The organism is Paenibacillus sp. FSL E2-0151, assembly GCF_037993015.1.
Lineage (GTDB): Bacteria > Bacillota > Bacilli > Paenibacillales > Paenibacillaceae > Paenibacillus > Paenibacillus amylolyticus.
Map to the genome: position 1 here is coordinate 2,440,247 of NZ_CP150308.1, position 20,780 is coordinate 2,461,026.

At 45.7% G+C, this 20,780-nt stretch carries 15 protein-coding genes; 14 read left to right on the top strand and 1 reads right to left on the bottom strand.

All coding sequences use genetic code 11. The features are described from left to right. The first annotated feature begins 83 nt into the window (after positions 1–83). From MHI55_RS11330 to MHI55_RS11350, 5 genes are all read left to right on the top strand, one after another. Positions 84–2,108 (top strand): Na+/H+ antiporter, encoded by a 2,025-nt coding sequence (locus MHI55_RS11330; protein ID WP_036609574.1) that lies wholly within the window; start codon positions 84–86, stop codon positions 2,106–2,108. Positions 2,109–2,217: 109 nt separating this feature from the next. Beyond that, positions 2,218–3,156 carry an aldo/keto reductase gene (locus MHI55_RS11335; protein WP_076318452.1) on the top strand — a complete coding sequence of 313 codons (939 nt, stop codon included), beginning with the start codon at positions 2,218–2,220 and terminating at the stop codon, positions 3,154–3,156. Positions 3,157–3,222: 66 nt separating this feature from the next. Beyond that, the gene (locus tag MHI55_RS11340) at positions 3,223–4,011 is read left to right on the top strand and encodes a polysaccharide deacetylase family protein (protein ID WP_051449686.1); all 789 of its coding nucleotides are present in this window, start codon (positions 3,223–3,225) and stop codon (positions 4,009–4,011) included. Positions 4,012–4,225: 214 nt separating this feature from the next. Further along, entirely contained in the window at positions 4,226–4,432 is a 207-nt protein-coding gene (locus MHI55_RS11345) for a YwbE family protein (protein ID WP_026081155.1), read from the top strand. Positions 4,433–4,452: 20 nt separating this feature from the next. Then, positions 4,453–5,034 carry a DUF4269 domain-containing protein gene (locus MHI55_RS11350; RefSeq protein ID WP_340390035.1) on the top strand — a complete coding sequence of 194 codons (582 nt, stop codon included), beginning with the start codon at positions 4,453–4,455 and terminating at the stop codon, positions 5,032–5,034. 222 nt (positions 5,035–5,256) lie between these two features. On the opposite strand, the gene MHI55_RS11355 is transcribed toward MHI55_RS11350, so the two are convergent. Then, complete coding sequence (locus MHI55_RS11355; RefSeq protein ID WP_340390036.1) at positions 5,257–6,699, bottom strand: hypothetical protein; 1,443 nt, start codon at positions 6,697–6,699, stop codon at positions 5,257–5,259. A 396-nt stretch (positions 6,700–7,095) separates the two neighbouring features. Here MHI55_RS11355 and MHI55_RS11360 point away from each other — a divergent pair, with 396 nt between their 5' ends. The 9 genes from MHI55_RS11360 to MHI55_RS11400 all read left to right on the top strand — a co-directional run bounded on the left by MHI55_RS11360 (position 7,096) and on the right by MHI55_RS11400 (position 20,674). Continuing rightward, positions 7,096–8,895, top strand: coding sequence for a sensor histidine kinase (locus MHI55_RS11360; protein WP_282321978.1), 1,800 nt, complete (start codon positions 7,096–7,098; stop codon positions 8,893–8,895). After that, positions 8,870–10,483 (top strand): helix-turn-helix domain-containing protein, encoded by a 1,614-nt coding sequence (locus MHI55_RS11365; RefSeq protein ID WP_338708378.1) that lies wholly within the window; start codon positions 8,870–8,872, stop codon positions 10,481–10,483. Before MHI55_RS11360 ends, MHI55_RS11365 begins: the two co-directional genes overlap by 26 nt. Positions 10,484–10,663: 180 nt before the next feature. Then, positions 10,664–11,650 (top strand): ABC transporter permease subunit, encoded by a 987-nt coding sequence (locus MHI55_RS11370; protein ID WP_036670214.1) that lies wholly within the window; start codon positions 10,664–10,666, stop codon positions 11,648–11,650. Between the two features lie 17 nt (positions 11,651–11,667). After that, positions 11,668–12,576 (top strand): carbohydrate ABC transporter permease, encoded by a 909-nt coding sequence (locus tag MHI55_RS11375; RefSeq protein ID WP_017689303.1) that lies wholly within the window; start codon positions 11,668–11,670, stop codon positions 12,574–12,576. A 133-nt stretch (positions 12,577–12,709) separates the two neighbouring features. Continuing rightward, a complete protein-coding gene (locus tag MHI55_RS11380; RefSeq protein ID WP_340390037.1) occupies positions 12,710–14,239 on the top strand; it encodes an ABC transporter substrate-binding protein in 1,530 nt (509 codons plus the stop codon). Positions 14,240–14,421: 182 nt separating this feature from the next. Then, entirely contained in the window at positions 14,422–15,120 is a 699-nt protein-coding gene (locus MHI55_RS11385) for a hypothetical protein (protein WP_340390038.1), read from the top strand. 299 nt (positions 15,121–15,419) lie between these two features. Next, positions 15,420–17,174: a sensor histidine kinase gene (locus MHI55_RS11390; RefSeq protein WP_036609555.1), complete on the top strand. Its 1,755-nt coding sequence runs from the start codon at positions 15,420–15,422 to the stop codon at positions 17,172–17,174. 62 nt (positions 17,175–17,236) lie between these two features. Continuing rightward, the gene (locus MHI55_RS11395) at positions 17,237–18,865 is read left to right on the top strand and encodes a response regulator (protein ID WP_340390040.1); all 1,629 of its coding nucleotides are present in this window, start codon (positions 17,237–17,239) and stop codon (positions 18,863–18,865) included. Positions 18,866–18,988: 123 nt separating this feature from the next. Then, entirely contained in the window at positions 18,989–20,674 is a 1,686-nt protein-coding gene (locus tag MHI55_RS11400) for a sugar ABC transporter (RefSeq protein ID WP_338708382.1), read from the top strand. The last annotated feature ends 106 nt before the right edge of the window (positions 20,675–20,780 follow it).

A 20,780-nucleotide genomic window follows, 5' to 3' on the forward strand; every position in this document is an offset into this window, starting at 1 on the left:
TTTATAATAAAGTCTGGATTATGTTAAAATAAACCTATACAACAAAGGTTTCACCACTTCTATAGCGGAAAGGGATTGTCATCATGGAAATATTTATTGCCGTACTTGTGTTACTGGTACTGATTGGTTTATCCAATATTTTAAACCGGTTTGTACCCTTTATTCCCATTCCGCTCATTCAAATCGTGCTTGGTGTAGCTATAGCTTTGCTTCCCGCAGGTGTTCACCTGCCATTGAATCCGGAATTGTTCTTTGTACTGTTCATCGCACCTTTGTTATACAACGATGGTAAGCGAACGCCAAGGAATGAATTATGGAATCTGCGTGCACCGATACTTCTGCTTGCACTAGGGCTTGTATTCGTGACGGTGGTCGTGGCGGGATATGCCATTCACTGGCTGATTCCTTCGATTCCGTTACCTGCTGCTTTTGCTCTTGCAGCCATACTGTCCCCGACAGATGCTGTGGCCGTTGGCGCCATGGCGGGCCGGGTACATTTGCCCAAAGGCATACATAGGCTTCTTGAAGGTGAAGCATTAATGAATGATGCATCTGGCCTCGTGGCCTTCAAATTCGCAATTGCAGCCACAGTTACAGGTGTATTTTCCCTGGCGAATGCAACCTTCAGTTTTATTCTGATTGCGATTGGCGGACTTCTTGTCGGGGCATTGTTATCTTTTCTGTTAATCAGGCTAGGGGTATGGATCCGTAGACTGGGCATGGAAGATGTGACCATTCACATGCTGCTGCAAATCCTGACGCCATTTATCATCTATCTGGTGAGTGAAGAAATTGGGGTATCAGGTATTCTTGCGGTAGTGGCAGGCGGTATTATCCACGCCATTGAGCGTGACCGCGCTGAATCGGTTCAGTTGAAAATGCAGGTGGTATCTGCGAGCACATGGTCAGTCATTTTATTTATACTAAATGGTCTGGTGTTTGTTATTTTGGGTGTACAGGTACCGGATGTGCTGAGTACCATCTTTGAAAATGTTTCGTTTAATAATCTGCAGGTGTTGGGATATGTGGGCTTGATCTCGGTGCTACTGCTGGTTCTGCGTTTTCTCTGGATCTATCTGTTCTGGCAAGGGAATGAATTGCTACGTACCAAATCCTCTATTGGCAGGCCCAGATTCAAGGATATTACGATCATTTCCCTCTCTGGAGTGCGGGGGGCTGTAACATTGGCGGGTGCGTTCTCCATTCCTTATGTGCTTCAGGATGGATCACCTTTCCCTGAACGGGATCTGATTATTTTCCTCGCGGCAGGGGTTATCCTCTTCTCCCTGATTGCGGCGAGCGTGTTTCTTCCAGTTCTGGCCAAGGACGATGGGAAATCCACAGAAGAAACACCGCAGAAGTCAGAACGAAAAGCACATGACATTATGCTGAATGCGGCAATACGAGCTGTCAAATCCGAAATGAACGATGAGAACAAAGCTGCGGCACTCGCGGTTGTCTCCGACTTGTCCAAGTACATCAGACAGGCCGCAGGTCAGCTTACCGCCGATAAACGCAAAGATATTCAGAAACAAGAAACGGCGATTAACCTGATTGCCACCCGGGCGGAGCGTAAAGAAGTTGAAGTAATGTTAGACGAAAATGCAATTGCTTCTGATGCGGCCTTCAAATGTGACAGCTGGCTGGATCGCAAGGAAATGATGCTGGCGAATCGTGCAAACACTCAGTTCATGACCTCGATCAGCGAGATCGGTCGTGTGTTAGGACATCTGTTCACGAACCGGTCCCAGAAGCCGAATCAACCATTTATGCTTGAAAATGCAGAACTGTTCCGTCAGGTAAAGTTGCGCACCTCTGAAGCGGCAATTAAGGCTATTCGTGCCCATATGAATGATGGGAATCGAGTCGTCGCACTGTCGGTCATTGCCAAGTATGAGCGTGTAATTGCCAAATTGCGCACCTGGAACCAGGGTAAAACGGAAGATCCGTTTAATCAGGAGAAATTGGAGTTGCAGATGGTGGCGATTCAGGAACAGCGCAATACAGTGCAACAACTGTATGAAAACGGCGAAATCACCCGTGATGTGGCTGCGAAACTGCGCCGGTTTATTAACGACGTGGAAGCAACTGCGCTGAAAAACACCTAATCCGATAAATCCGATATTTTAAATATGCTAAATGGTTTGATATAATATGGGACAAGAAAGACGTTACAACTAAATTATACTTATTCGATCAGTGAAGGAGAGATGAGACATGGCAGAACAACAAATTCGGTTGGGCAAGACGGATCTGATCGTGAATCCCATTGGACTGGGTGCGAATGCAGTAGGCGGACATAATATCTATCCGGACATGCTGAATGATGAGACGGGTAAGGAAGTGGTTCGTACAGCTTTGAAACAAGGCATTAACTTTGTGGATACGGCATACATCTATGGACCGGAGCATTCCGAACGACTGATTGGTGAAGTACTGAAGGAAACCGGTCAGCGGCAGAATACCATCATTGCAACCAAGGCAGCTCATAAATTAGTGGATGGCAAGATTGTCATAGATAACTCACCTGCTTTTCTGAAAACATCCGTGGATGAGGCGTTGAAACGTCTGCAAACCGATTACATTGATCTGTTCTACATCCACTTTCCGGATGAACATACGCCTAAGGATGAAGCGGTAGATACGTTAAAACAATTAAAAGACGCTGGCAAAATTCGTGCCATTGGCGTATCTAATTTCTCCATTGATCAGTTGCGTGAAGCCAACAAGGACGGGCATGTAGACGTACTGCAATCTGAATATAATCTGTTCAAAAGAGATGCGGAGAAAGAGCTATTGCCGTATACGGCTGAGCATAACATTTCGTTTGTTCCTTACTTCCCTCTAGCAGCGGGACTGCTGGGCGGGAAATATAATCGTGATACAACCTTTCAGGATGGACGGGCAAAGAACCCGCTGTTCACAGGTGAAGCTTTCATTGAAAATCTCGATAAAGTTGAGCAACTGCGCAGCATAGCACAATCCAAAGATGTTGAGGTCGCGCATCTGGTTCTGGCCTGGTACCTGACTCAGCCTTCCATTGATGCATTGATTCCGGGTGCCAAGCGACCAGAGCAGGTCATTAACAATCTGCAAACATTAAATGTGGAATTAACTGCTGAGGAAATTGCAGTCGTGGATCAGATCTTTCGTTAATGAGTTCGGGTGAATCGGGAAATGCTAACAGGGAGTTTACGTATGAAGACAAAGTGAGGACACCACATGAACCTGAAGGCAGCCCGAGTCATCGGAATGTTCACGCTAATTATTTTGCTAGGTAGCAGTTCTGCTTATGCGAAGCCTGTACAGAAGAACCGTCAGTATTATGAGGAACGAGGAGAGATTGTGTGGGAAGTTCCCACGCAGGATAAACTCATCGCCCTTACCTTTGATGATGGACCAGATCCGATTCAGACTCCGCAGATCCTGGCTTTGTTACAGCAGTATCATGCTAAAGGAACTTTTTTTGTACTTGGCAAATGGGCAGATAAATTTCCTAAACTGATTAAGCAGGAACAGCTCGAAGGGCATGAAATCGCCAACCATACGTATGCGCACACGTATGCAGTTCGATCAACACGTGCGGACAAGTACATGAAGGATATGAACGAAGCAGAAAGTTCCATTATTAAAGCTGGCGCGGAGCGTCCCCTGTTATTCAGACCACCGGGCGGCTATTACAATGACATGGTCATCCAGGCTGCCAAACAAAAAGGGTATACCATTGTACTCTGGTCTTGGCATCAGGATACACGGGACTGGGCTTCTCCAGGTGTATCGGCTATCGTTAACAAAGTGTTGAAGAACGCACGTAATGGGGATATTGTACTTTTTCACGATAAGGTGGAAGGCAAGTCGCATACGGTAGCAGCACTCAAAACGATTCTGCCGAAACTACAGCAGCAGGGGTACCAATTCGTTACGGTGTCTGAGCTACTTGCTGTAAAGGCACGCGAAGCCGCGAAGGATGGAACTTCGCCCTCGTCTATTTTGAAGCATGTGCAGCCCTGAACATGGTAATCCAATTAGAAACCGTAGGTCTCAGATGAAGAGACCTGCGGTTTCTTTATCTTGGTCTTCATATCAACCATGGAACCAGCCTTAGGAGGTTATTGCCGTGTCCCTTTTGTTTTGAAACCAAAACGTCTACAATAGATGGAGCTTTGAGTTTAAGGGTTATATAGTATACATGGTATGAATTACGACATAGAGGAGAGTGAACATAATGAATGGACAACAACGTGTAAATATTAAGCCAGGTCTGGAAGTGGACATTGTGCTGAAGCAGGATCAAGCTACAGGTAAGCTGACACGGGGCATTGTTAAGGATCTGTTAACCAAATCACCTACGCATCCACACGGAATCAAAGTACGACTGACGAGTGGTCAAGTGGGACGTGTGAAACAGGTCATTACAGGAGGCTCGAACTAACTGTGGTCCAAGGCGGGAAGATGAGTACTACCGCAGAAGTAATGGCACATCTGGCTTCGGGCAATGCACGTCAGCAGGACGCCTATCATGTGTTACAGAGCAGTGGATTACTTGATATATTAGCTGACTATCACCCGTATCCAGCAGGAACGGTGCCAATTGATATTGATATACCTGGGAGTGATCTGGATCTGCTGTGTTATGCAGAGGATCTGGACGTGTTTGAAGCCGAGATACACAATCGAATCGGAGCCGTTGCTGAATTTCAATGTGTACGTGGTGGGGATCTTCCAGACCAACGTCCTTATGTGACTTGTAATTTGCAAGTGGGACATTGGCCTGTGGAGATTTTTGCCCAATCCGTGCCAGTTTACAGGCAGAATGCATACTTACATATGATCGTTGAGTGGAGATTATTACAACTGTGGGGAGACGCGGGACACCGTGAGATCCGCAGACTGAAACAGGCAGGTTGGAAGACGGAGCCTGCTTTTGCTTCTGTACTTGGACTACAGGGAGATCCATATGTGGACATGCTGCATCTGGCAGAGATGAAACGTGAAGATCTCTGGAACTGGGCGCGTTCACGCACGTCTTTTTAAAATGTCTATTTGAGATGAACTAATCATTTACACGATAACGGAGAGGACAGAAAAAACCTGAAAAAGCGAAGCGGTCGTTTAAAAGCTTTCTGAAAGAAAGCTGCATCGGAAGCATACGCTATTACCGGATTTCCCCTTGAGAAAGGGGATCAAAAAAATCTGGGAATAACAGCGATTGGAAGGTGCTTCTGTCATCGTAGTGTCAGTGTAAATAACCTTTGGTCAGATCAGAAAGATGGCTACAATTGTTGTTACCGTGAGCCCCAGCAGTACAGGCTTCAGGTTGCGTCTTGCAAGTTCAAAAGGATTGACTCCGCAGATTGCAGCAGCAGGAATCAATGCCCATGGAATCAAGGTTCCACCACCTACCCATATGGCTGCAACCTGACCTAATGCTGTCAGTACAGGTGCGGAATCTGCCGAACCTGCAAACATGGACGCAATCGAGCCAACCAGGGATATCCCTGAGAACCCCGAACCATCCATTCCTGTGACCGCTCCGGTCACCGTCATTGTAATTGCGCCCACCGTATCATTCAATGGTACCAGTCCAGCAAGGGCGACCCCAAGATCATTCACGATCCCGTGTGAACCTTCAGGAAGAGGGTTGATGAACAACTCCGTAATTGCAGCATCTCCCAGATAAAAAAATGCGGCTATGGGAATAACCGGTCCAAACACCTTGAAACCAAACTGAAATCCTTCTATTAAATAATTGGTCGTTTCCTCTGGTCCCGCATGTCGGTGTGCGGCAAGGGTAACGGCGATCAGTATAACCACAGCGGTTCCGCCAATCAGAGCTGTTGCATCGCCGCCTTGCAATTTCAATACAAACATCAGAATCACATCAACTGCGAATAACAGAGGGATAAGCAGAGCGAATGCTTTTTGCAAACGGAGTGACATGGCTTGACGTTCAACAGGCTGATCAGTGGGTAGGGAGGTGGACACAGCCTCTGATAAAGAAGAAGGTTCCGTGCTCACGGTACCTGATGTAACGTTTGGGGAATGAACAGGTGAACCTGATTTCATCTCTTTGCGTAGCATCCAGAAGGCTGTAAGTGTAGATACGGTGCCCATGACAATGACCAAAGGAATGCTGGCCGTCATGACGGAAGTGACTGGTAGACCCGCTGCATCGGCCGTAAGTTTGGGAGCCCCCTGAATAATGTAATCTCCCGACAGTGCTATCCCATGTCCAAACAGGTTCATGGCAATAGCAGCTCCAATCGGAGGAAGACCTACACGCACGGCTACAGGAAGCAGTACTGCTCCGACGAGTGCTACGGCTGGGGATGGCCAGAAAAATAGCGATACTACCATCATGATCAATCCGATACCCCAATACGCGACCTGAGGGGAACGGATAAACCGGGTGACGGGTGTTACCATGACCTCATTAATGCCGGTTCTGATCAGAACACGGCTCATCGCCACAATAATCGAGATGATAAAGATCGTACTTAGCAACTCTTTTGTTGCATAGATAAAACTGCTGAAGATCCCGGCAACTGACCCGCTTAAGGTTTCGGTTGCCAGAAGTCCAATGGTCATAATACCCGCGACACAGATGATGGTAGTATCCCTGCGCCGGATCATTACCGCAATAATCAAGACGATAAATGCCAGATAGACATAGTGTAACGCAGTGAGTTGAATATTCATCGAACAGGCCTCCCTACATCCTGGTGACTAACCCGAGGAGTGATATATCGTATGCATGTCAAGATCGGGCGTTCGTGGAGTCCGGGGCTTGCCGCAGCATTTATTTTTAGGGAGAAGCTTCTGAGTAATAATGAAGGATTTTTTTTACAACTGGAGAATTTATTACTACATGAAGCTTGTTACTCTTGAAATTGGAGCGGATGGAAGTCACCAGAATTGATATGTGAAGGTCACGGGACCCCATAGACAGTGGCAAGCAGGGGTGATTACAATAAACATGCCATCATAAGGAAGAAAATAGAAAAATATGTTTAAATAAAGTGTGTGTTCAAAAAGTCTGGTTTCAGTACAGCGGACTTTTTGAACTACCTCTAAAAGGGCGGGAATCCATAATCCATGAGCTTTATCCGTTCACTTCGTTTTAAATTTATAGTGGGTCTTACATTGATCATGCTGCCATTATTCATGCTGCTTTATTACAACAACGTCTACGCCATGAAAGTTGTACGTGACAAAGTATCCCTCACCAATATGAATCATCTCGCCAAGAGTGTGGAGCAGAATGAACGTGTGTTACAGGAGACGAATCGGTATTTATATAGTCTGGGCGAGCGGGACCCGGATATTATCTCTCTGTTTTTTCTGAAATACGGCAGCGGCGATTATATCATTGCAAAGCAACGGATTATGAACAAATTCATGACAGATATCGGTTTTTATAATCTAATCGATTCTTTTTTTCTATATGATGCCGTGAATGATGATCTGCTGCTCGCCACTTCAGGCAATTATGATGTCAAAAAGTCGGTTGTGCAGGAGAGTATGCCAGTCCAGATGCAGCAATTGGAAGGGGATATCCAGAAGCCGGAATGGAGCATCGTGCGTGGCGGGACGTGGAATGCGCTGGTGAAAACGGTGCGAATCAACCAGCAGTTCTATGCAGGTGCACTTGTTGATATGAATGCACTGAATCATACACAACAATTCACTGAATCCGGAGATCGGGGAGGTGCAGTCATTGTTGGAACAGACGGTGGGGCACTATCGGATTCCACATTGAATACTGCACAGATTCAGCTGGCTGCAGCGCATCTTCCCGGCCTGAAGAATCCGTATCAGGTGATCTCTGAAGTTGTGAACAAGGGAGAAGCACGTCAATATTTGATGTTGGGTACTGCCTCGGCCATGTCCCAGATGAATTATATCGTGCTGCTGCCTGAGGAAGACATGATGCGTAACCTCCCGTTTTTCCAGCAGATCATTCGTCTGCTTCCTATTGGTGCGGCAGTAATTCTGGTTACTGCACTGATCTTTTTGCGGCATCTGTTATTCCGCCCGATGAATGCGTTAATCCGAGGCATGAGAAGGGTCAGCCGTGGAGATCTCGATGTGAAGCTGGACCCGCCATCTTCGTCGGAGCTTGAATTTATGACACGAAGTTTCAATCAAATGACCAGTGAGATCAGGCATCTGAAGATTGATGTGTATGAGGAACAGTTGCGGACGCGGGAGGCAGAGTTCAAACAACTGCAGATGCAGATCAATCCTCACTTTTACCTGAATTCACTCAATATTATTCATAGTCTGGCTTCCTTGCAAAAACATGAGTTGGTGCAGCAGATGGCTGGTCATCTGGCCGATTATTTTCGATTCAGTCTGCGTGCAGGCAAACGTGTTATTCGTCTGGATGAAGAGCTCGAGCACATTCGTCATTACTTAGAAATTCAAAAGCTGAGGTTTCCAAGCAGATTCGATTTTGAACTGGATATCGAACCGAATCTGGGACATTATGTGATTCCGCCATTAACCATTCAGCCTTTTGTGGAGAATGCCATTATTCATGGATTTCAGCGCCGGACACAAGCCTTTGTCATTCGGATCGTGGCGCGCCTCGGTCAGAAGTCGTCCGGTCAGGTAGATGGGACGGTGCTTCAACTGATGATTGTGGACAATGGTGTTGGATTTGAAGAGGAATTGTTGGGGCGTCTGCAACATGGACAATACGCTGAAGACCCGAGTGGACAGCATATCGGTATATGGAACGTGGCTCATCGGCTTTTAGTGAAGTATGGTGATCAAGCCAGTTTGCAGTTTGGCAATGAGGTGGATCATGGCGCCAAAGTCATCATTGATTTACCCGCTCAGACCGAAGAGGAAGAAGGGGGAGCCTATGCGGAACCTGTTGATCGTGGATGATGAAGTGTATGCATTACAAGCAATGGTGGAAGGAGTCGATTGGCAAGCAGCAGGCATTGACCAGGTATACAGTGCTGGTGATGCCGAAGAGGCACGAAAGATTTTAAAGGCTAATGCTATCGATATTATGATCTGTGATATCGAGATGCCTGGTGAAACAGGGCTTGACCTGCAAAGTTGGGTGTTAAAACATGATCCAGGCATACTGACCATTTTCCTGACAGGGCATGCTTTATTCGATTATGCTCAGACAGCCATTAAGCTAAACAGCTTTGATTATGTGTTGAAGCCGGCTCCAGCGGATCAATTGATTAAGGTAGTAACCCAGGCGGTGGAGAAGATCAAGGATGGGGAGCAGCGTACCCGTACCAACGAAGTTTATGAGACCGTATACAAACGCTGGAAAACCCATAAACCGCTGCTGACGGAACGCTTCTGGAAAGATGCCATCTCTCAGCGTATCACGTTAACCGAACAACGGTTGCAAGAGCTCGCAGAACTGTATGGTGCCGAGATAGATCCGCAGGCTCGTGTGTTACCCATTGTGATATCGGTAGAGGAATGGGTGCGTGATTTTGATTTGCGTGACGAAGAGGTATTGGAATATGCCCTTCGTAATGCAGCCAAAGAGATGCTGCTTAGCGACAAGCCCGGTGAGGTGTTTCAGGATCAAAGTGGATTAAATATAGTGCTTGCTTATGAGCAAGATGGCATCATTCCGAGTGCGAGCGAAGTGGCACAACGTTGTCAGGGATATATTCAGGAATGTGGTACGTATTTCTACTGTCGGTTGTCCTGTTATGTTGGTGCCCCGGTTGCTGTGACTGAGCTGCAAGGCATGTTAAATGAACTGATGGATATGGAGCGGCGCAATATTAAGGAGCTTGAAGAAGTATTTGTCTATGATGAGCGGGGAAGAGATCAGGAAGATCGCTTTTTGCCTATTCCATGGTTTTCGGAATTATCTATTCTTTTTGAGACAGGTAAAGTAGGGGATTTGCGAGAACGTGTGGATGAGATTTTTGAGTTGCTTGCTGCACAGGAGGGTTTATCTCCTGAAATGCTGCATCTCTACTATCATGCCATGCTGCATGTGGTCTATCCGCTGCTTCATCAGAAAAACGTGTCAATACGCAGTCTGTATCCGGGTGAACGGGAGCCGGAGGAGAGTATGGTGACAAGGTCGTTGCCGCAGTTGAAGCAGTGGACGGCTGATCTGATTGATCGTGTTATCCCGGTATTGTACCCGGACGATCATAGCCCCATGACCATTGTGGATCAGTTGTGCGTTTATATTGAAACTCATATTGGTGAAGAACTTATGCGAGAGGAACTTGCAGCTTTTGCCGGATTCAATCCAGCTTATCTATCACGTCTGTTTCGGAAAGAGAAGGGGATGTCCCTGTCTGAGTTTATTCTGCAGGGCAGAGTAGCCAAAGCGAAGACATTGTTGTCCCAGTCCACCGTCAAAGTGACGGATATCGCTGGCAAGGTGGGGTACTACAATTACTCGCATTTCACCAAAATGTTCAAAAAGTGCACGGGTATAACGCCACAGGAGTTTCGAAAACAGTCACGTACCGTATAGTTCAGGGCGCAGCATGCTGCGTCTTTTGTTTTTTTTGGTACTAAAGTCATAATTTGATAAGTCAACAGGTCACCACAGCAGATAGAGGTCTTACTCGCCCCGCCGTATACTTGAACCACAGGAGCCGCAACGGAGCTTCATCCTGAGGAAGAATTCAAGAGGAGTGAGGGAGAACAAGTTATGAAGACACAACCCCAGGCGGGTAAGGGAGTACGGATATCGGAAATACCGGGAGAAACAGTCCGAAAGCGCAAGTCTGTGTGGCACAATCTTGGCAAATTCAAGGTGCTGTATCTCATGTTCTTGCCAGGTGTCCTGTTTCTACTGGTGAACAACTATATGCCGATGTTCGGCGTTCTGATCGCATTCAAAAATGTAAACTATGCAGATGGTATTTGGGGTAGCCCATGGAGTGGATGGGACAATTTTAAATATTTGTTCTCAACCAGTGATGCATGGGAAATTACCCGAAATACACTCGCGTATAACACGGTGTTCATTGCACTGAATCTCTTAGTAGGTGTCGGGCTTGCTATTCTGCTCAATGAAGTGAAGAACAAGGCAATGTCCAAGTTATATCAATCACTTATGCTATTACCGTATTTCCTGTCCATGATTGTGGTCAGTTATCTGGTACTGGCTTTCCTGGGCAAGGATTCAGGCTTCATGAACTCAACGGTTCTGCAGATGTTCGGCGGTCAGCCGATCGACTGGTATTCAGAGCCGAAGTATTGGCCGTATATTTTGCCACTGGTGAACACATGGAAGAATATTGGATATTATGCGGTCATTTATCTGGCAGCTGTCGTGGGTATCGATGAAGAATATTATGAAGCAGCTGTGCTCGATGGCGCAACCAAATGGCATCAGATACGCTTCATCACCATTCCGTTTCTCGTCCCATTAATCGTCATTATGACATTATTGCAAATTGGCCGTATATTCTATGCAGACTTCAGTCTGTTCTACCAGGTTCCATTGGAATCGGGGGCGCTGTTCCCTGTAACGAATGTACTGGATACCTACGTATATCGTACGTTCCTTATCGGTGGAGATATCGGGATGTCATCAGCAGCCGGTCTATACCAAGCAATCGTTGGATTTGTGCTGGTTCTTGTATCCAATACCATCGTAAGGCGAATAGATAAAGATAATGCATTATTTTGAGAGGAGGCAAGTCAGCTGTGAAATCACGTGATCCACTAGCCGTATCGAAGCGTTCCGCATCCGTTATTCATGCGATGTTTCTATTCTATGCCATTGCCTGTATCGTGCCGATCCTGCTTGTCTTCGCCATCTCATTTTCGGACGAGACAACAGTAATTGCCAATGGATATAAGCTTATTCCAGAGAAATTCAGCCTGACGGCTTATGAGTTTCTGTTCAGAGATATGGATCAGATCATTCACTCGTATGGTATATCCTTTATCGTTACCGTTGTAGGTACCATTACAAGTGTTGCGCTGACCGCATTGTATGCGTATCCGCTCTCACGGAGAGATCTGCCTTACCGGGGCTGGTTCGCCTTTTTCATCTTCTTCACAATGTTGTTCAATGGGGGGCTGGTACCTTGGTACCTGGTCTATGTCAACGTATTGGATCTGAAAAACTCCCTACTGGCACTCATTATGCCGCTACTGCTATCCCCATTCTTTGTACTGGTCATGCGTACATTCTTCGCGAACTCCATTCCGGTGTCTATTCTGGAATCGGCTCGGATTGATGGTGCGGGAGAATTGAGAACGTTTGCACGTATCGTGCTTCCGCTCTCTCTCCCCGTAATGGCAACCGTCGCGTTGTTCAGTACATTGAATTACTGGAATGACTGGTACCTTAGTATGATTTTTATATCAGATAACCGGACGATCAGCCTTCAGTACCTTATGTACCGGACGTTGCTCGATATTCAATATTTAACAACCAACTCCAACGTCTCTTCACAGATTTCGTCGCAGGGTGGATTGCTGAATCTGCCTAACAAAACTCTGCAAATGGCGATGGCTGTAGTCGGTATTGGTCCAATTGTACTGGCATATCCGTTCTTCCAGCGTTATTTCATCAAAGGTCTTACGGTTGGCGCTGTGAAGGGATAACTCTGAACCGGTTAGCGGAGTGGGCAAGGTAAATGAAGATGGACTGAAAGGGCATATACAGAAGTAGTTATCGGTTTAATTGTGAATTGGGGAATTCGGTTGTATGGTTCAACACATGACAGGAGGGGTTCAATTGGTTAGATCATTAAAGGTATGGTCACGCATGATGGCAACGGTTATGGCGCTGAGCCTGGTGCTGGCTGCTTGCTCATCAGACAAGGGTGGAACAACAACACCTGGCGCAGAAGGCGGAGGAGCAAGTGAAGGTGGGGGCAAACCCTATGAAGTGACACTGTTCTACCCAGGGACACCTCAGAAGGATGTCGCTCTGGTGGAAGCCGAGATTAACAAAAAGATGGAACCAAAGATCGGGGCCACGCTTAAGATCAATGCAATTGACTGGGGACAGTGGGATAACAAGCTGAATCTCATGATTTCCTCAGGTGAAAAATCAGATATTATATTCACAGCAGCTTGGCAGAACTACACGGTGAATGTAGCTAAAGGCGCATTCTTGCCCTTGAATGATCTGCTTGATGCACATGGTCAGGATATTAAGAAAAACCTGGACCCTGCCTTTCTGGAAGGTTCCCAGGTGGACGGCGTGAATTACGGCGTTCCTACGAATAAGGAACTCGCTGCGACACGTGGTGTGTTGGTACGTAAAGATCTGGCTGACAAGTATAAACTGGACCTGACATCTGTAAAAACTTGGGCTGATCTGGAGCCTCTGCTCAAAACAATCAAGGAAAACGAGCCAGCCATCACACCATTCTATATGTCCAATACCAACGGTAACGGGCTGTTAGAGAATCTGGATTGGGATTATCTCGGTGATGCTTCCGTACCTGGAGTCATCTCCAAAACAGCAGGCGGAACAACGGTGCTGAATGAAGTGGAGACCCCAGAATTCAAAGAAGCAGCTGAACTCGCTCGCAAGTGGTATCAAGCGGGATATATCAACAGTGATGCTGCTACTTCTAATGTGTTCCCGAAAGACCAGGCGAAGGCTGGAAAAGCGTTTCTCTGGACAGATGGCATGAAGCCAGGCAAGGATAAAGAAGAAGAAGGGTATGTGGGTTTCCCACTCACTCAGATTGAGATGACACAGCCAACAATCACGACGGGTGATGCGTCTGGAGCGATGCTTGCAATCTCCCGTTCTTCCGAGCAACCGGAGAAAGCGATGCAGGTCATTAACCTGCTGCATTCCGACAAGGAAATTAACAACTTGTTAAACTTCGGAATTGAAGGTACACATTATGTGAAAAAAGACGGACAGGATAATATCATTGCTCTCCCTGATGGCGTAGATGCCAACAGTCGTACCTACAATCCAGGTGCACAATGGCAACTGGGTAACCAATTCCTGAACTTCCTCTGGGATAATGAAGATCCACAGAAATGGGAGAAGTTCAAAGAGTTTAACGCCAAAGGTGTGAAGTCGCCAGCACTGGGCTTTACATTCAACAGCCAATCTGTCAAAAATGAAATTGCTGCGGTCAACAACGTGAACAAACAGTTCAAGCCGGGTATGACATCGGGCGCAGTTGATCCAAATGAGATGATTCCGAAATATCTGGAGAAATTGAAAGCAGCGGGAATCGATAAAATTATTGCAGCCAAACAGGAACAACTCGATGCATTCTTGGCTAAGCAATAAATGATCGTTAGCCATAACAGAGAGACCTGTGTTATTACAAGTTCTTGTCAGCGGTGAAAATGGAGGACGTTTTCGGTGAACAACCGAAGACGTTCTTTTTATTGTTGTTTTTTTAATTTGGATTGTTAATCATAAATAGGAAAAATATGATATAATAAGGTGGTTGATTAGGGGGTGTTCGTGTGTCGAGAACCAGACTTGTGTTCTCAGGGGCTTTATTGCTTTTTGCTATTATCTTTACATGTAACCATCATCTTGGTTTTTCTGTTGGAGATACCATGCTGTCAGCAATAGGTATATCACCGTATACTACATCTTACTTGAGTGGAGTTCATATCACACTTTTCATCGGATTGGGGATATTCGCGTGTGGATTCTACCTTACTCGCAAAGAAATCGGGAAATCATTCCCCGCTCTTGCAAAAGGGTTATGGATCGTAGTTATCGCTATCGTTCTCAGTTATTCGTACATGACGGATAAATTCATGTATGTAGCCAAGTGGGGAGCTTCAGGCATTAATGCGGTATCCTATGTACAGAATGCAAGTTCTTGTACCTTTAACGTGCTGAAAACGGGTGAGACCCGAGCAACCTGTGATCTGACACTCAAAAATTACGGCAGAGATTCCGTATCCGCCGTGTTATTGCCTGATCTCGCACGTAGTTATAAGTTAAAGGACGATCCCCTATTGGAAGCCTTGCAGTCTGTCCAATTAAGGCCCGTACATGTTGAGATTGAACGCCATGGAACGTTTACAGGTAAGTTGGAGTTTTACGGGAAAGCGGAATCCCCTCTGTTCGTCAATGGGAAACTTATGGATATTGTGCTGGATGTAGGCGTGGATGGAGCGAATACGGTATTTGATTATGATATTCCATAGTTGATATTTTCATAGAAAAAAAGAATAATTACATAAACAGAAGTGGAATAAAGTTTGAGTTGAATAGAACGATTAAAGATATATACTGAAATTAGATAGAGAGCTGGCTAATCGCTGGCTCTTTTTGTGCGTGGAAGTTGCATTTAGTGCAGAAATATTGGTTTTATCTCCTTTCCCCTTGAATTGGTAACGCTTACGCTAGATAATGAATCGGTTTGTCTCAAAAAAATTGTTTGTCTTTAGCGCTTACATCATTACAATTAATGTCACGACAAATTAAGACAAGGTGAGATGAAAAGATGTCATATCGGACAAACCTGTTTTCCAAAATGGTCATTCTTATTCTGATTATGCTGATTCCTGTAGTGCTTTTGTACTGGTACTCCAATCACAAAACAACAGCTGTTCTCAGAGATGAGTTGAATCGATCGAATAGTAACCAGCTTGAATTTTTCCAAAATCAAGTGAACACACACATCGAACTGTTATCCTCATGGCCGAATCTGCTCATACATGATCCTGATATTGGCAGCTTCCGGCGAATCTATGCGGACAGTAACTACTTTGATCTGGATGCGATCAACCTGGTCAAACGTATTCAGAATAAGCTGAGTATTCAGGAAAGCTCATCCAATTGGGCCACGAAATTATATCTGTATTCTCCTTCGCTGGGCAGGGTGGTTTCCGAAAGGGACGCACGTTCTTACGATAAAGAAGCGCTAAGGGAAAATATCATTTCCGGCTGGGATGTACGCAAAATTCAGGATGGGGAAGATGATCGGTTCATGTTTAGCTGGATTACGGTATCTCCATACGGTATTAAAGACCCGGCTAATAATGCAGAAACGATTATTAAACTGGAGTTTGATAGTGATAACATTCGAGATATGCTCGACAAATTCAAAGACGATGGCAGGCATGACCCCTTCTATTTCCGTGAAGAATCGGGTGTTATCTATAACCGGACTTCAGATCGTTCATTAACGAATCAGTTGATGGAAGAACTGTCCATCCATAAACTTCAGGACGTTGATAATCGTACAGTAGTGATCGGGAACGAGCCTTACATGGTCAACACGGTGAAATCCAGTACAACAGGCTGGTATTTGGTGGACTATATGCCCCTATCAGATATTCTGAAGCCCATTCATCAATCCAATATGCTGTTCTATTCTTCCATGATTTGTTTGTTGTTAATGAGTTTTGGTGTGGCGTATTTGTTCTATGTTCAGGTGCAGGTACCAGTGAAACAACTCATTCGCGGGTTCCAGCGGTTGAAGCAGGAGGATTATTCCGTGAGGATTAAGCCAAAGGGCCGCAATGAATTCAGCTTCCTGTCCGAACGTTTCAACTTGATGGTGGAGCAGATCCAGCAGTTATTTGAACACGTTTACCTGGAACAGATTCATGTACGTGAAGCTCGGTTGAAGCAGCTGCAATCGCAGATTAACCCGCACTTTTTCTATAATTGTTTCTCCTTCATTACGAGTATGGCGAAACTCAAGCGTATGGACGCTGTTGTAGCGATGTCACATAATCTATCGCGATATTATCGGTATACGACAAGACAGGAGCGGGACGTGGTACCGTTGACAGAAGAAATTGAATTTGTCAGCTGTTATCTGGAGATCCAACGGATGCGTATGGACCGCATTCATTACAAGATTGATCTGTCTGATGAGATGTTAAGACAGGAGGTACCGCCACTCATCGTGCAGCCACTAGTGGAGAATGCGGTAATTCATGGTATCGAAGCGGACGCGGAGGCTGGAGAAATAAGAGTATCCGGGGAAAAACAGGGTGGTGTCATGGTTCTTGTCGTTGAAGATGATGGGCAAGGCATGACGCAGGAGGCACGTGAGGCGCTTCTGAATAAGCTCAGGGGAACGATGGATCAGGAGATGGGCTGTGGCCTGTGGAATGTGAATCAGAGACTCCAGCTTCGATATGGGGAGCAGGCGGGGCTGGATGTAACGGAATCGGAACTTGGTGGATTACGCGTTACGCTGTCATGGCCTGCCGAACAGGAGTTTCTTCTGGAGAATGAAGGATAAGCACTTGGAATGTGTAGCGATGGAATCCATTTGCAGAATGAACGAAATAGGGAGTGAATCACTTGATTGATATATTACTGGTAGATGATGAGACATACGTAACAGAAAGTCTGGAACTTACGATCCCCTGGGGAGAGCTTGGAGTAACGACCGTGCTGCGTGCCGCATCCGGTAAGGAAGCGTTGGAGATTATGGAGGAAAATGCAGTAGATATCGTGGTTACCGATATTCGCATGCCTGGCATGTCAGGACTGGATCTCATTGCAGAGGTAAGCAAGCGCTGGTCTCATATCCGCTGTATTTTACTAACGGGTCACAGTGATTTTGATTATGCTAAAAAAGCCATTCAATTGCAGGCAGCAGATTATATCCTGAAACCCGTAAACGATGATGAGTTTATGGGATCGGTGTCGGCAGCCATCACGTCTCTTCGCGATGAGTGGGATGAATTCGATAAATATCACCGGCTGTTATACAGTCGGAAGTCTGACTATAAAATTTTGCGGGAAAATCTCATGCATGATCTGCTGCTGGGGCGTGAGATCACGGCGCGGGCACTTCGGGAACAACTGCAACAATATGAGATTCATATCGATCCAGAACAATCGGCTGTGATGATGCTGATTCGCCTTACAGGACGTTTCTCATCAATGGACCAGCAGTCTCTGGATCTGATGGATTTTGCGGTAGGTAATATTGCAGAGGAAGTACTTGGAGAGCAATTTAACGTGTGGTTTGGTCGTGGACCCCATGAGTGTCTGGTTATGTTCTTGCAGAATCAAGATCAGATCGGAGCTCCGCAGATGGAATTGGAGACGTTGAGAATCTCAGCTGAAACTTTCCGTGAGCATGTCATTCGATATTTACAGGGAGATCTGTCCATGGTAGTTACACCGTCATTTCCCTTTAACGAATTGACAGCAGCTTATCGAAAAAGTCTGGGTTCGCTTGTCCTTTCAGGACCGGAAGAACACAAGATTATATATATGGACATGGATCAGGCACTCAGCAAAAGACCGGAGAATGATGCAACGCAGGCGCTCGAAGAGCTATATAAACCACCTGTACTTCCGCAATTGCTTGAGACCAAGCAATGGGAAGCGGCAGCGCGTAAGCTGAACACGGTCTTTGACGCGGCAGAACAGGTACGATTGTCCAGAGAACATGTGTATGAGATGTATCTGTCGGTAACTAATGCATTTATGTATATCGCCCATAAACAGGGGCATCTGGTGCATGAGATTGATCATGCGGGATTCGATCTGCTCCTTGCTCATCAGTTGATTCAATCCCCCGAGAAGCTGCGGCGTTGGGCAACCGAGATGCTGGCGAAGCTTCAGGAAGAGTTGTCCGATCAGGAAGGTGTGCAGAGCCGCAGGCATGTAATCAAGCAGGTTCAGGAGCTGGTAACAAGAGATACAGGACAGGATCTGTCAGTGAAGATGATTGCGGACAAGGTATATTTACACCCCGTATATCTATCGAAAATTTACAAGGCAGAGACTGGGGAAGGTCTTGGGGACTACATGATTCGTATGCGCATGGAACGTGCTCTATATCTGCTTAAGAATAGCAACAAAAAAATATACGAGATTACGAGTGAACTTGGCTATCAAAATCCGCAATATTTCAGCAAAATGTTCAAAAAACATTATGGTATGACACCAAATGAATTTCGGGATCAGGCATAATTTCAACAACATTCCAGAATATAGGTTGGCAAAGGTGCAGAAATCTTGATTTCGTATCATAGGCTCAAAGGCCTGGTCAGCCTATAATGAAAGGGTAACCAAAACGATTTAAGGGGGAACAACATGAGAGCGCAATCAACAAAAAAGAGATTCTTGACGCTTCTCGCTACAACGCTGAGTCTAACTGTCGTTCTTGCAGGATGTTCAGGAGGCAGTGGGGGCGGAGATAGTGCAACACCAAGTACATCTGGAACCCAAAACGAATACAAAGAGAAATATGATCCGGCAGTTACTATTACTACAGCATGGGGAATCGATCCAGAGCTGAAATTTAAAAATGGCGAATCCATGGAAAATAACGTGGCAACCAAGTGGGCCAAAGATCAATTCGGGATTGAAATCAAATCGTTGTGGTCAGTAACAGACACAAATGGAGCATTTGCAACCAAGCTTCGTCTTGCGATGTCATCAGGACAGGAAATGCCTGATATTGTAAACGTAGGTGATAATCTGCTTGCTCAGGATCTGATTGATTCTGGAATGTATCAAGAAGTAGGTCCACTGTTCGATAAATATGCTTCGGACACATGGAAAAAAGCAATTGAACAAGATCCAAACGTATGGAACCAGTATAGTCGTGATGGAAAAAGAATGGGTATCCCTGTTCTTGACTATGCCTACAACAATGATTACTTGCTCTGGATTCGTCAGGATTGGCTGGATAAGCTGAACATGAAGGCACCAAAAACCATCGACGAACTAGAAGCTGTTATGGAAGCATTCAAAAACAATAACCCTGACGGCTTGGCTCCTGATAAAGTCACTCCGCTCAGCATTGGTTTCAAAACTTCCATGAATACATGGATGGGAGACCCATCTTGGATCTTCGGAGCATATGGAACATTGCCGTTCCAATGGAATCTGGGGGAAGACGGCAAGCTGGAGTATGGCTCCATCAATCCGGGTATGAAGCAAGGTCTGACCAAATTGAGCGAATGGCTCAAAAAAGGATATATCCCGCAGGAAGCAGCTCTATGGGATGAGAACAAAACAGCAGAGCCAGCAGTTGCAGGAACTGCCGGTATTATTCCAGGACCTTACTGGATGAGTGGATGGCCACTTCTCGATACAGTGAAAAATGTACCGAGTGCCGTGTGGAAACCGATTGAAATTCCTACCGGTCCTGAAGGCAAAGCGATGCGTCACGGGACACAGTTCGTTAATGGTGTTACGTTGATCAAAAAAGATATGGCGCACCCAGAAGCATTCTTTACGTACCAGAACTACCTGTTTGACAATTATGCAGACCCGGCACCAGGTAGCCCTTATGATAACGGTCTGTTTGCAGGCTATGACTATCAATTGGATGCAGATGGGAAACAAATGCCGATTGACGAGATCGAAGGCGGATACGTGAACGTTGTACGTTATTTGCTTGTTCGTGACGGTGCTCGTATTCCAGATGCACAGATGAAAGCTCTGATGAATTTGGCCAATGGCAAAGAGCCGGAAACCAAGCTTGAAAAAGATGTTGCTGTCAACTACGGTAAAGAGACTCCAGCAGCAGCGAAAGTGTTGCTGAGCCAAGAAGAAATTTCCTTCAAAAACATGTTCACAGGTCCGACAACAAAGACGATGAAATCCAAGCTTGACTATTTGAACAAAATCGAGAATCAAGCATTTAACGAAATTATCTATGGCAAAAATCCGGTTGATGCGTTTGATACCTTTGTACAAACGTGGAAATCCGGTGGCGGTGACCAAATTACGCAAGAGGTTAACGAATGGTATGACAGTGTGAAAAAATAATTACAAGGAGCGCTCAGACGACTAACGTCTGGGCGCTTTTTTTGTTTATTCAAGTTAAGGCAAAGTGGTTGAATTTGTGCCATTTATATTGCTTTTATGTGCTGTT

Bases quoted from the DNA above. Each gene is read 5' to 3' on its own strand.
- MHI55_RS11330 (WP_036609574.1), top strand. From the start codon at position 84: ATGGAAATATTTATTGCCGTACTTGTGTTACTGGTACTGATTGGTTTA.
- MHI55_RS11335 (WP_076318452.1), top strand. From the start codon at position 2,218: ATGGCAGAACAACAAATTCGGTTGGGCAAGACGGATCTGATCGTGAAT.
- MHI55_RS11340 (WP_051449686.1), top strand. From the start codon at position 3,223: ATGAACCTGAAGGCAGCCCGAGTCATCGGAATGTTCACGCTAATTATT.
- MHI55_RS11345 (WP_026081155.1), top strand. From the start codon at position 4,226: ATGAATGGACAACAACGTGTAAATATTAAGCCAGGTCTGGAAGTGGAC.
- MHI55_RS11350 (WP_340390035.1), top strand. From the start codon at position 4,453: ATGAGTACTACCGCAGAAGTAATGGCACATCTGGCTTCGGGCAATGCA.
- MHI55_RS11355 (WP_340390036.1), bottom strand. From the start codon at position 6,699: ATGAATATTCAACTCACTGCGTTACACTATGTCTATCTGGCATTTATC.
- MHI55_RS11360 (WP_282321978.1), top strand. From the start codon at position 7,096: ATGAGCTTTATCCGTTCACTTCGTTTTAAATTTATAGTGGGTCTTACA.
- MHI55_RS11365 (WP_338708378.1), top strand. From the start codon at position 8,870: ATGCGGAACCTGTTGATCGTGGATGATGAAGTGTATGCATTACAAGCA.
- MHI55_RS11370 (WP_036670214.1), top strand. From the start codon at position 10,664: ATGAAGACACAACCCCAGGCGGGTAAGGGAGTACGGATATCGGAAATA.
- MHI55_RS11390 (WP_036609555.1), top strand. From the start codon at position 15,420: ATGTCATATCGGACAAACCTGTTTTCCAAAATGGTCATTCTTATTCTG.
- MHI55_RS11400 (WP_338708382.1), top strand. From the start codon at position 18,989: ATGAGAGCGCAATCAACAAAAAAGAGATTCTTGACGCTTCTCGCTACA.